This is a genomic window from Cytophaga sp. FL35 (assembly GCF_014349235.1).
GTDB lineage: Bacteria > Bacteroidota > Bacteroidia > Flavobacteriales > Flavobacteriaceae > Euzebyella.
The window spans coordinates 96,368-108,819 of the sequence record NZ_JACSOH010000006.1; the positions used below are offsets into that span (position 1 = coordinate 96,368).

A 12,452-nucleotide genomic window follows, 5' to 3' on the forward strand; every position below is an offset into this window, starting at 1 on the left:
AGGTCTCCAATCTAACTTAAAGAATAAAGGGGGCTAAACAAATTCGTTCATCGGAAGAAAATAGGGGTAGGATGTTGCCAACTCAGCACGAAAGTTATGATTGATGTTATTTAATGAGATAGCTTAGGTTTTCCTTTAATATAAACTGCCCAAATACAAATGCCTCCAATAAGTAAGAACAGTAAATCTATAAAAAGTACCTCGGTAAGACCTTTCTGGTAGCTAAACCAAGGCCAGAGTCCGGTTGCAAAGCCATTGCAGAAAGGCACCAGTATGCTTAAGATTCCCCCGGAAATGAGACAGTATTTATTGGTAAAGTTGATGTTCTTTTTAAGGGTGAAGAACAGACTCGCTACCAACCAACTTAAGAAATAGACTTTGTAAATAAACCCTTTTTCCGCGCCCCAAATTTTTACCGCACAAAAGCTTACTGCTGTAACCGGAAGCATGCTCAAACAAATGGCCATATAAACATTGGCTACCTGATTGTTGAATCTCATTTTTTTCTCGGAAATATGATTTTTATTTCGGGCCACCATCCAAATCATGATTCCTGAAAGAATAACGATACAAGAAATAAGTCCCAGCCAAAAAGAAACAATCCGGAGACCAATTCCGCCGTAATCGCCTAAGTGCAACCGAAACAATACGTTTTTGACCCCATCCAAATAGCGGTTGTTTTCTAAGGGAATGCGTTCATCAATCAGTTTTTGATCCCTTATTCGGTAAATTCGGTAACCGGTGCCATTGAACTTGGTAGCGTAATTAAGATGACCACTCAATGCTACATGCATATTGGAATCATTATAATTAAAGATATGTACTTCCCCAAGATGAAAATTTTCCCAATCTTCAAGTGTTTTATTAATAAATTGATTAACCGTAGGTTCATTTTCTAGCGGTTGGTAGCTGTAGTCAAACTTCGGATGGGTATATTCCAAATCTTCAAAAAGGGCGTTCTGATCGCCCCTATAAAGGGTCATAACCGGGGTAGCATGAGAATACCCTTTAATAGAAAAAAGGCCCCGGTGACTGCATAAATAAATTGAAAGGGAAATCCTATGAGTCCTAAAGCGGTATGGGCATCGGTCCATAGCGTTTTAAGTTTTGCCCAGGGCCTAAAAACATAAAAATTGCTTACTATTTTGTCCCAATGGATCCATAGGCCGGTAAGTAGGGCAAATAGAAAAAAGAGGGCTACAAAGCCGGATAGATACCTGCCATATGGGTAGGGAATCTGGTCTAGAAAGTGTAATCTGTAGAGAAACTCGCCCAAGCCATAATTGGTGGCGTAGGTGGACTGTGATAAATCTTTGATGTCAAGGTAAAAATTCTTTCTTTCTTGAGCCTGTTGCGGAGCCAAGGAATCTTTTGAGGCTGTTAAATGGACGTTGATATTTCGCTCGTTGTAATATCTTGAAATTTCGATTTCTCGGCCTTGGAGTTCATTATCTAACGATATATGCCTAAGGTAACTATCGATATCTTCAGGAATTTGTTCTTGACTCTCCGCATGGTGACCTCTTTCCCACATGGCAATTTCATCTCTAAAAAAAGAAAAAGAACCGGCAAAGAAAATTACATAAAGGGCTACGCTAATGATAATTCCGCTAACGGTGTGGGTGTGGAAAAGGATGTTATAAATTCTACGTTTCATGAGGGAAGTCCTAAGTAGGTGATTAGCGAAAATATGAGGGTTGCTAAGATGTATATGCCCCAAATTTTTAGTCCATTTTTAGCCATAAAGGCCAACATCATCAGAACTACCCATAGAATAAAGGCTGTAAAAGTGCTAGTGATGATTACGGTTACTTGGTCAAACCAGACCGCTAGGGCAAAATGAAAGCTAAGGGTGACCAATAATCCTCCAAAAATAGCGGCAGTAATTGTTGCCAATCGATGGCTGAATTTTGGATTGAGGTATTTAGGGTTGGCCGGCATTATAGAAACAGGTTTTCAGTTATTATAAGCAAGGTCAGACCAAGTAAAAGAGGCAACGGGCGCAGTATTTCTAGAGGAGCAAGAAGGATAATCGAGCTGGCAACGGTCATTAAGAGGATGATAAAGATGAAAATTCCGGAGGCCCAACCTAACTGCTGTGTACAGATGATAAGGGCCAAAAGAAGTACGAACAAGCCCATACATTTGAGAGATACCCGATGTCTACCCACATATTTTTGAATCAATTCGGAGTTGTTCTTACTTGTTTTTGCCGAGGTCACATAGTTTAGGTAAAAACCTATAAAAATGAGAAGGGTTGATATGGTCCACATAAAATAGTAATGGTTAGCCTTCCCCAGAAATTTTTCTTCTGGGGAAGTAACTAACTAAGATTAGGATTAAAAAGAATAAGCTACGGTCACTCTACCGTTAATCCCCGGTTCTGATTGCCAGTAGATATAACTTCCGTAGTTGGCCCCAGCATAGAGGTATTCGTCAAGTATATTGTTTACGTTTATTTGTACACGGAACTTATTATTGTGCCATGAAAGGGCTCCATCCATTCGAAAATAGTTAGGTAAATCTGATTGGTTATCGGCTGCCCAGGCCCAAGTACTTCGGTCAACTTGGTATTGGTAGCCCAAAGAAATGCCAAAACCGTTCAATTGGGTTTCTGGCGCAAAGGCGTAGTTCAACCAGCCATTGCTTACGTGTTTGGCGTGACCGGCTACCAGGTTTCCAGATTTGTCCTCCACATTGGTATTGGCATAATTCAAGATGAGGTTTAATCCCGGAGTGATTTCACCTTGCATATCAAATTCAATTCCTTTGGATTCAATTTCGCCGGAATAAATGCTGAAATTTTCATTGGGGAAAGCGGGGTCGCTTACCAATATCTTGTTCTTGTTGATTTTGTAAACTCCCAAGGAGGCTTGCAAGCGTCCGTCAAAGAAATTCCCCTTTATTCCTCCTTCAACGTCTTTTCCGTTTACGGGGTCGTTTAAAATTTCACCATCTGAGCTAAAACCGCTCTGGGGAAGGAATGATTCATCGTAAAGTGCAAATACGGTCAGGTTGGGGATAATATCGGCACTTAAACCTACTCTCGGGGTTACCACATTGTCCGTCTCCGTTTGGCCAAGCGAAAATAGGTTCGAGTACCTGCCAGCAAGGGTCAATCGAATCTTTTGGTCTAAGAAGCCGAGCTCATCCTGTGCATAGTAGGACCTTAGGATACTTGAGCCATAGGGATTTCCACCGTTTCTTTCTTGCACTGGAACACTTCTGTCAAAGTTAGTGTCCGGACTATCCGTATAAACCGGATTAAAAACATTGAACGGAACCGTGGTGTCTACAATGGAAAGCGCATTCCAATCTGCCCAATACCGTTTATCGCTGTAATCAAAACCCCCCATTATTTTATGGTTGACTCCAAAGGTGTTGAACTCCCCATTTACGTACAGTTGGGCATATTTACCCCTAGAGAGGGCATCCCATTGTGATGTGTAGCGAACGGCATCTCCATTTTCGGCCATGGAAATGAGCCAGGTGGAATTTCCGGTTTGATCATACCTTAAATACGCCAGTTGTCCGTGAACGCTCCATTTATCTGAAAATTCATGGTCAACATTGGTGAAAAAAGTAACTTCTTGGATATCCGTAACCGGGTAATCGTTATTGGTGAATTTAAAGTCCCTTGGAAGGCTGGCGTAACCGGCACTTGCGGGTGCAAAAACGTAGGCAGAACCTAGGTACGACTCGGCTTGCTGCAAATTGGCTTCCGTAGTTATGGAAGTCTTATCGGAAAATTTATAGGTCAGGGAGGGTGCAATGCCATATCTGGCGGCATCCTCGTTTCCGCGGTGGCTGTCCGAGGTTTGATACATGGCATTGAACCTACCTAGAAGTTTGCCATTGTCCGTGAGCTTTCCGCCCACATCGACAGTACTTCGATAGAAATCGAAACTACCTGCAGAAACCGAGGCATTCACTATAAATTCTTCGGTAGGTTTCTTGGTCACTACGTTGTAAAAACCCCCAGGCTCACCGGCGGCCATCATAAATCCTGCCGGACCTTTTACAAATTCTATTCTTTCAACCGTATTCATGTCTTCCGCTAGCGGACCCCATGAATCCTGAACGTTTACGCCGTTTCTAAAGGCAGGTAAACGAAAACCACGCATGTTGATTCTGGCAAAATTTCCCCAATGTTCTAGCATGGTCACACCGCTCACGTTACGAGTAAGTCCGTCCATAATTGTGGTCACTTGTTGGTCCTGTAATAGATTTTTTCCAATGACTTGGATGTTTTGTGGTAGTTTGACTAATTCAGTTTTTAACCGAAGGGATTGTGAAGGTTCGCGCTCTAAAAACTTGTCTTGGTGGCCTTCCACGATGACTTCGTTCAGTTGTTCTTGCTTTTCGGTAAGTACTACATCGGGTATTTGGGTGATACCGCTGGGGTTTAGGGTTATCGACTTACTTTCGGTAGTATAACCAATGGAAGAAAAGATTAAAGTGATTGATTTCTTATTACCAGTGGCAAGGTTGTATGCGCCGTTTTCTTTCGTGGTCGTCCCAATCGTAGTATTTTGTATCAATACCGTGGCATAGGGAATTGGCTGGTTGTCTTGGTCAATAACATGACCTTGAATGGTATTTTCTTGCGCATAGCTAAAAGCAGCTAGAAGGAAAAAGGGTAGAAGGATGTTTTTCATCAATTGCATTATATTTATTTGGTTTAAATCTAAATAACAATGCAAATGTATGTTCTAAATCGAATTATAAAAAATTATTTAGAATAATTATAAATAAAAAGTTAAAACAGATTGATTTCTAGCATGTTGCTGATTTCTAAAGGGAATTAACGGTGGCCCTAATGGCTGTTAAATCGGTTAAAACCTTTTCTAGAAGGCTAAGGTCAAGCATATTAGCACCATCACTTTTAGCATTGGCAGGGTCAAAGTGGGTCTCCATAAAAATACCGTCTACTCCGGCAGCAATACCTGCCCGGGCCATGGTGCCTATCAAGGCTGGCCTACCGCCGGTGACGCCCGAAGTCTGGTTCGGTTGCTGTAAGGAGTGCGTAACGTCCAAAACTACTGGAGCATATTGTTTCATGGTGGGTATGCCCCTAAAGTCAACAATCATATCTTGATAGCCAAACATGGTGCCACGATCGGTAATCCAAACATTTTCGTTTCCGGAATCGGTTACTTTGGTTACGGCGTGTTTCATGCTTTCCGGAGACATGAACTGTCCTTTTTTTAGATTGACTACCTTTCCGGTTTCGGCAGCGGCTATCACCAAATCCGTTTGTCGTACCAAAAATGCGGGAATCTGTAAAACATCTACGTATTCCGCGGCCATGGAAGCATCGGAAATTTCATGTATATCCGTTACAGTAGGCACCTCAAACGTTTCGGATACCTTTTTTAAAATTTTTAATGCTTTTTCGTCTCCAATTCCCGTAAAGGAATCTACTCTGCTTCGGTTTGCCTTTTTGAAACTTCCCTTAAAAACATAGGGTATTCTAAGCTTATCGGTTACCGTAACAATTTTTTCGGCAATACGTAAGGCCATTTCCTCTCCTTCAATGGCGCAGGGGCCCGATAAAAGAAAAAAATTATCGCTATTGGCGTGTTTTATTTGAGGAATATTTTGAAGTTGCATAGCTTAAAATTTGTACAAAGATACTATTTAAAAGAGCTATTTGATAGGTATAAAGATGGAATGAAATTATTTCTAATAAGCGAAAGCGATTGGTGCAATAATTGATATTGCCATGTTGGAAATTATATATCTTCACTTCATGAAAAAAACAATACTGCTGGCACTTTTTGTAAGTGCTTTTTTTACTTCTAAGGCCCAGACCGATAAACTGGTAGAAAGGGGGTTATTCAGGTTAAATATAGTGGCTCCGGGGGCTTCCTATGAGCTGGGTTTAGGTAAACGATCTACGCTAAATTTTGAAGCAATTTTGGTTCCCTTGTCCGAGCGAGTTTATGGAAGTACAGATAATTTTGAAATATTTCCCGCATTGGGGGCGGAGTATAGATATTATACCAATATGAGAAGGAGGATAGGTAAAGGAAAGAATATAAGGGGTAATAGCGGTAATTACGTCTCTTTTTTAAACCAAGCAATTATTGCAGCCCCCATATTGGGGAATATAGAGCACGATACCCCGGTTTCCTACATTGGGGCGCTCAATTACGGAATTCAGCGAACTAGGCCTAAAGGCTTTTATTGGAACGTGTCTTTTGGTCCCGGTGTAGGTATTACCGAATCCGATTTTGGCCCTGCGGTCTTGATAGATACAAAATTGGGTTGGGTGGTTAAAAAGATTCGATAAAATAACTCTCTCAAAATCAATCACATAAAAATAACATCAACTTCGTTGAAGACTAGAAAATTAGCAGTATCTTTGCGCGCTCAAAAGAGGGCTGTACCCTTTTAATTTTTTATTATGTCTACAACAAAGAATATTGCGATTATCGCGCACGTTGACCACGGTAAAACCACCCTGGTAGACAAAATTATGTACCACTGCCAGTTGTTCCGTGAAAACGAAAATACTGGAGACCTGATCCTTGATAACAATGATTTGGAAAGGGAACGAGGTATTACCATTACTTCAAAGAACGTTTCCGTAGTTTACAAGGATACAAAGATTAACATCATCGATACTCCCGGTCACGCCGATTTTGGTGGAGAGGTGGAGCGTGTACTTAATATGGCCGATGGCGTATTATTGTTGGTAGATGCTTTTGAAGGTCCTATGCCCCAAACGCGTTTTGTGCTGCAAAAGGCCATAGATTTAGGTCTTAAGCCTTGTGTGGTCATCAATAAGGTGGACAAAGAAAACTGTACGCCCGAGGAGGTTCACGAAAAGGTTTTTGATCTAATGTTCGAGTTGGGTGCCGAAGAATGGCAGTTGGATTTTCCAGTGGTCTATGGTTCTGCCAAAAACAACTGGATGAGTGAGGATTGGAAAAAAGAAACGAAGAATATTGAACCTTTGCTGGATATGGTCATCGAGCATATTCCAACCTTTAAACCTACCGAGGGTAATACGCAATTGTTGATTACCTCACTTGACTTTTCTTCCTTTACTGGAAGGATTGCCATTGGTAGATTGCAAAGAGGTAGCCTTAAGGAAGGTCAGCAGGTATCTTTGATAAAGAGAAACGGGTCTATTGTAAAGTCCAGGATTAAAGAACTTTTTGTTTTTGAAGGATTAGGTAGAAAGAAAGTGGAGACCGTTGAAGTAGGGGATATTTGTGCTATTGTTGGTATGGACGGTTTTGAAATTGGCGATACCGTTGCCGATATTGAAAACCCCGAGCAACTACAGACCATAGCCATTGATGAGCCTACCATGAGTATGTTGTTTACCATCAATGACAGTCCATTTTTTGGTAAGGACGGTAAGTTCGTAACCTCAAGACACATTAAGGAACGTTTGGAGAAAGAGTTGGAAAAGAACTTGGCGTTACGAGTGAAAGAAACGGATAGTGCCGATAAATTTTTGGTATTTGGTCGTGGGGTGCTTCATCTTTCCGTGTTGATCGAAACCATGCGGAGAGAAGGCTACGAGCTTCAGATCGGTCAACCACAGGTTATTATCAAGGAGGTTGATGGTGTTAAGTGTGAGCCTGTAGAGCAATTGACCATTGACTTACCTGAAGAAGTTTCCGGTAAGGCGGTGGAAATGGTATCTATCCGTAAAGGAGAAATGGTTAGTATGGAAACCAAGGGTACCCGTATGATCTGTGAGTTTATTATTCCTTCCAGAGGTATCATAGGTCTAAGAAACCAATTGCTAACGGCAACGGCAGGGGAAGCTATTATGTCCCATAGATTTATTGAGTATCAACCTTTAAAAGGAGATATTGCAGGAAGAATCAATGGCTCATTGGTATCTATGGAAACAGGTACGGCTATTCCTTATTCCATAGATAAGCTTCAGGAACGTGGTAAGTTCTTTATCGATCCGGGAGAAAATATCTATGAAGGTCAGGTAATTGGAGAAAACTCGCGCCAAGATGATATGACGGTGAATGTTACAAAGACCAAAAAGCTTTCTAACGTGCGTTCAGCAGGAGCTGATGATAAGGCGAAGATTGTACCTGCGATCAAGTTCTCCTTGGAAGAGGCTTTGGAATACATACAAAAAGATGAATATGTGGAGGTAACCCCTAATCACCTAAGATTGAGAAAGGTGTTTTTAAAGGAGGTTGACCGGAAACGGAATAAAATTGCTTAAAGAGGATAGCCCTGATTTTATCGGGGCTTTTTCTTTTTTAAAAAATCGTTAAATCCTTACTAATAATTCAAAATCAAAGTGTGAATTTTTGCACTTTGATAATTCTTAAAACAGTAAGATTTATTTAGTTCTTCTTGCTCCAGATTATATCTACCTTAAAGCTGTCAACTTAACTCAAATTAATTAATATGCAGCTTAAAGGAAAAAAAGTTCTCATTACCGGAGGGTCTAGGGGAATAGGAAAATGTATGATTACCGAACTCGTAAAACATGGGGTTCAGGATATTGCCGTCATAGGTAGAGATAAGGATAGTCTCAAGGCACTTCGCGAAGAATTTGAATCGGTAAATTTTTTATTCGTTAGGGGCGATGTTGGGGATATCAACGCCCTTAGGGAAATATCGTCCAAGGTTGAGGATGAATGGGGTTCCTTGGATGTTTTGATCAATAATGCGGGAGTTGTTTCTGCAGGACCCTTGGATGAGCAATCCGATGAAGATATCTACGATCAAATAGCCGTCAACCTTACGGCAGTGGTAGTGATAACCAAATACTGTATTCCTATTTTGAAGAGGTCCGATGATGCGGCTATTTTGAATGTATCTTCTGGATTGGGGCTTATAGGAATGCCCTTCTACTCTGTTTATGCAAGTACAAAGGCAGCGGTAAGACAATTCTCGGATGCTATTAGAAGGGAATTGGAGCCTGATCATATTTCGGTTACTTGTGTGTATCCCGCAGCTACGGATACGGATATGATGACTACTTCCAAGGCGCAAAATATGGACACTCCAGAGCATGTTGCCGAAAAATCGATAGAAGGACTGATCAATAAAAAACTTCATGTAATTTTTGGCGGGGAAGAACGACTACAAGAGAGTAAATTAAATTTTGAAAGCCCCGAAAAGTTGGATGCCAAAATTGCCGAGAGCTATGATGAAAGGCGAGAGGCAAGTTTAGAGCATAAATCCATGTAGTTCACTTTTTTGGGGCCTTAACCTTTTGAATAAAATCACTTTGAAAAACACACTATGGGCCTTACCTGTGCTTGGCTTTTTAATTTTTGCAGGTTGTAATTCCGAAAAGAAAAAACCCGATACTAACAGTACCACAACTCAGGTGCAAGAAGATAAAGAAGTGGGTTCGGTTCCAGATAAATGGATTGATAATAGGGTTGGTAAAGCAAAAGCCCGATTGTCTTCAACAGCGGCAGGAAAGGTTGTTTGGCAGGCAATGGAAGCCCATGGGGGATTAAAAAGATGGTTTTCCAACGGAGCTCTCTCCATGAGGTTCAATTATCAGCCATTGGATGATAAGCCCGTAAGAGACAGCTATCAAACTATTGATGTATGGAGAAACAGGGCCAAGCACACGAGTGTTGAGGATTCTACAGCACGTTTTGGTTGGACAGGGGAAAAGGCCTGGGTAAAAGCGAAAGATAGCACCGCTTTTGCCTATGATACCAAATTTTGGGCGTTAACACCTTTATACTTAATGGGCCACCCGTTTATTTTGGATGGTGAGGGCGTGAATCTAGATTTACTTTCACAGGCGCAATACCAAGGAAAGACCAATGATGTTGTGAAGGTTACCTTTGACGCCGGTACCGGTGATGCTCCCGATGATTACTATATACTGCATTTTGATGCGGAAAGTCATTTAATTACAGCAGTGAGGTACATTGTTTCCTATCCTGAATATTTTAAGGATGGAGGGCACAATCCGGAAAAATTTATGGAAGTAGAAAAGTTGGTAAATGTAGAAGGAATTTTACTGCCCAGCGGATTTAAGACCCATTGGACAAAAGATGGACTTCCTGGGGAATACATTACTAAAATTGATATAAGTGAAATGCATTTTGATGCTACGCTTCCCGAAGATTATTTTGAAATCCCAGAAGATGCCAAAAGCCTTTAATCTATAGGGATATTGTGCATGGCTGCGGCAGCGGCTCCAATAATACCTGCATGGTTTTGAAGCTGTGCAGGTCTTACCGGGGTTTCTATCTTAATATACTTTTTAAATTCATCAAAATCCTTGGATGCACCGCCTCCCAATAAAATAAGGTCTGGGGCAACCAGTAATTCTACATATTTCAAGAACTTATTAAACCTTTTGCCCCATTTCTTATAGGACAATCCTTCCCTGTCCTTTGCGGAACCTGCGGCCCAAGTTTCAATTTTCTTATAGGATTTATAGGGTATTTGACCCAACTCAAAATTGGGAATCAACCTTCCATCAAGAAAAGCACCACTACCAAGGCCCGTTCCAATGGTTATCATAATTACCAAACCTTCTTCTCCTTTACCAATTCCGTAGGTCATACAGGCATAACCAGCAATATCGGCATCGTTTACCACCGTAAAATCCAGACCTGTGCGCTCCTCAAATAATTTTTCTACATTGACACCTAACCAGCTTGGGTCTAAATTACCGGGAGACTTGCATATTCCTTTCTTGATTATGGTTGGGAACCCACAGCCCACTTTTCCTTTGTAATTAAAGTGTGCCGTAATTTGAGCAATGACATCTGCCATTGCCTCAGGAGTGCGCGATGGGGGCGTAGGAATACGGAAGCGTTCAGTTGTCATTTCGCCGGTTTCTATATTGACCATACCGCCTTTTATTCCTGAACCACCTACATCAATTCCTAATATTTCCATTATGCTTAATTCTATTTGGATGGCAAATTAACAAAAACTTTTGATAGAAAAGAACCTTTTGGAGTCAATGGCTGTCTAATTGGTGTTATCGTACAAACCCGTATTTCCCTGTGATAAAATAGGCATCAACCTATCCACTATTTTATGATTTTCCTTGGCAATATTGGTGCTTTCATTTTGGCTTTGGGTGTGATCGTATAATTCAATTACCGGTTTCTGTTCCCTATAATATTTGGTCAATCTATATTTTGGGGTTCTAAGGGTAATTCCATTTTTAAAATAGCTATAGGCATAGGGTTTGTCCGAGTTATTTTCGCCCCTGAGCAGAGCCATCAAACTTATGCCATCCAAGGTTGTTTTTGGCTTCAATTGAGCCATTTCAAGGATGGTGGGGTAAAGGTCAACACTTTCAACTATTTGGTCGATTCTTTTGGGTTGGTTTTCTATTGAAGGCTCTTTAATAATCAGAGTGCTTTTTAGGGCATTTTCAAAAAGGGTATGTTTTCCCCACATGCGTTGGTCTCCCAAGTGCCAACCGTGATCGCCCCAAATGATGATAACCGTATTCTTGTCCAAACCGGATGCTTTTAATTCCTTCAATAACTTTCCTATTTGTGCATCCGTATAGCTTACTGCGGCTAGGTACGCGTGCCTGAGTTTTTTAGCATAGGTTTCGGAAACGGGCTCTTCCAAATTTGCTTTTTCCTCTCCCAAGGCATATTGGTTAAATTCTCCGTTGTTGTTGTAACTTGCCAAATCCACGTTTTTTAGCAAGTGTGGATTGTCAGATACTTTAATTTTGTCCCTGTCATAAAGGTCCCAATACTTTTTGGGCGCATTAAAGGGTAGGTGGGGCTTGAAAAAGCCAACCCCTAAGAAGAAGGGCTGTTTGGAGTTCTTTAGTTCCTTTAATTTTGAAACTGCGAGGTTGGCCGTGAGGCCATCTGGATACCCCTCATCATCTGTATTTCCAGCTTCGTAGGGTTTTACTTGTTTCTTTAGGCTCTGTCTATTTTCGCCATTGGCGTACGCAAAAAAGGCGTTCCACCCGGTGGACCATTTTCCGGCGTTGAAATGCATTTCGGACCAACTATGGGGAAGCTCTCTTTTGGAGGAAGGTTTTTCTTCATATTCGTATAAATATCCATCTGCCGAGTGAGCTATTTTACCAATGCCAACTGTATGATAACCGGAAGTCTTTAATTGATGGATAAAACTTTCCGGAACATCGCTTTCTGGTTTATCCGAAATTTCCTTTTCAATTGCCCTATTGCTCAAATGTATTTTTTTATAGGGCCTCCTACCGGTTAAAATGGAATGTCTTGATGCGCCACAGGTAGGTACCTGTACATAATGATGGGTAAATAGCGAACCAGTATTGGCTAAAGCATCCAAATTTGGGGTAATGGCCTGTGAGCCTTCATGTACTCCCAGTTCATTTCTTAAATCGTCTACGGCTATAAAAAGTATGTTGGGTTTTTCTTGTGATTGGCAAGGCAACCAAAAAACGAGAAAAAGGAGTGTTAGGATTATTGAACGGTTATTGTGCATGGTCTTTTGGGTTGAAAGCCAAAAGATAC

At 41.1% G+C, this 12,452-nt stretch carries 12 protein-coding genes; 4 read left to right on the forward strand and 8 right to left on the reverse strand.

What is annotated here, in order from left to right:
- Positions 1-110 precede the first annotated feature (110 nt).
- The 6 genes from BIZ36_RS20730 to kdsA all read right to left on the reverse strand — a co-directional run bounded on the left by BIZ36_RS20730 (position 111) and on the right by kdsA (position 5,613).
- Positions 111-983: a PepSY domain-containing protein gene (locus BIZ36_RS20730; protein ID WP_222937286.1), complete on the reverse strand. Its 873-nt coding sequence runs from the start codon at positions 981-983 to the stop codon at positions 111-113.
- Positions 980-1,657 carry a PepSY-associated TM helix domain-containing protein gene (locus BIZ36_RS20735; RefSeq protein ID WP_222937287.1) on the reverse strand — a complete coding sequence of 226 codons (678 nt, stop codon included), beginning with the start codon at positions 1,655-1,657 and terminating at the stop codon, positions 980-982. Before BIZ36_RS20735 ends, BIZ36_RS20730 begins: the two co-directional genes overlap by 4 nt.
- On the reverse strand, positions 1,654-1,941 hold the full coding sequence (locus BIZ36_RS06605; protein WP_187457090.1) for a hypothetical protein: 288 nt from the start codon (positions 1,939-1,941) through the stop codon (positions 1,654-1,656). The genes BIZ36_RS20735 and BIZ36_RS06605 overlap by 4 nt, the downstream gene beginning before the upstream one ends.
- Positions 1,941-2,273 (reverse strand): DUF3325 family protein, encoded by a 333-nt coding sequence (locus tag BIZ36_RS06610; RefSeq protein ID WP_187457091.1) that lies wholly within the window; start codon positions 2,271-2,273, stop codon positions 1,941-1,943. Before BIZ36_RS06610 ends, BIZ36_RS06605 begins: the two co-directional genes overlap by 1 nt.
- Before the next feature lie 66 nt (positions 2,274-2,339).
- Positions 2,340-4,658 (reverse strand): TonB-dependent siderophore receptor, encoded by a 2,319-nt coding sequence (locus BIZ36_RS06615; RefSeq protein WP_187457092.1) that lies wholly within the window; start codon positions 4,656-4,658, stop codon positions 2,340-2,342.
- Between the two features lie 136 nt (positions 4,659-4,794).
- On the reverse strand, positions 4,795-5,613 hold the full coding sequence (gene kdsA, locus BIZ36_RS06620; RefSeq protein ID WP_187457093.1) for a 3-deoxy-8-phosphooctulonate synthase: 819 nt from the start codon (positions 5,611-5,613) through the stop codon (positions 4,795-4,797).
- A 139-nt stretch (positions 5,614-5,752) separates the two neighbouring features.
- Between kdsA and BIZ36_RS06625 the strand changes: the two genes are divergently transcribed.
- From BIZ36_RS06625 to BIZ36_RS06640, 4 genes are all read left to right on the forward strand, one after another.
- Positions 5,753-6,295, forward strand: coding sequence for a hypothetical protein (locus BIZ36_RS06625; RefSeq protein ID WP_187457094.1), 543 nt, complete (start codon positions 5,753-5,755; stop codon positions 6,293-6,295).
- Between the two features lie 114 nt (positions 6,296-6,409).
- Positions 6,410-8,209, forward strand: a complete 1,800-nt coding sequence (gene typA, locus BIZ36_RS06630; RefSeq protein ID WP_187457095.1) for a translational GTPase TypA — start codon at positions 6,410-6,412, stop codon at positions 8,207-8,209.
- 188 nt (positions 8,210-8,397) lie between these two features.
- Positions 8,398-9,186: an SDR family NAD(P)-dependent oxidoreductase gene (locus tag BIZ36_RS06635; RefSeq protein WP_187457096.1), complete on the forward strand. Its 789-nt coding sequence runs from the start codon at positions 8,398-8,400 to the stop codon at positions 9,184-9,186.
- A 40-nt stretch (positions 9,187-9,226) separates the two neighbouring features.
- A complete protein-coding gene (locus tag BIZ36_RS06640; protein WP_187457097.1) occupies positions 9,227-10,126 on the forward strand; it encodes a LolA-like protein in 900 nt (299 codons plus the stop codon).
- Here BIZ36_RS06640 and ppgK read toward each other — a convergent pair.
- Together ppgK and BIZ36_RS06650 are read right to left on the reverse strand one after the other, a co-directional pair.
- Positions 10,123-10,872, reverse strand: a complete 750-nt coding sequence (ppgK, locus tag BIZ36_RS06645; protein ID WP_187457098.1) for a polyphosphate--glucose phosphotransferase — start codon at positions 10,870-10,872, stop codon at positions 10,123-10,125. The genes BIZ36_RS06640 and ppgK overlap by 4 nt on opposite strands.
- A gap of 75 nt (positions 10,873-10,947) precedes the next feature.
- Positions 10,948-12,423, reverse strand: a complete 1,476-nt coding sequence (locus BIZ36_RS06650) for a sulfatase (protein ID WP_187457099.1) — start codon at positions 12,421-12,423, stop codon at positions 10,948-10,950.
- Positions 12,424-12,452: the final 29 nt, after the last annotated feature.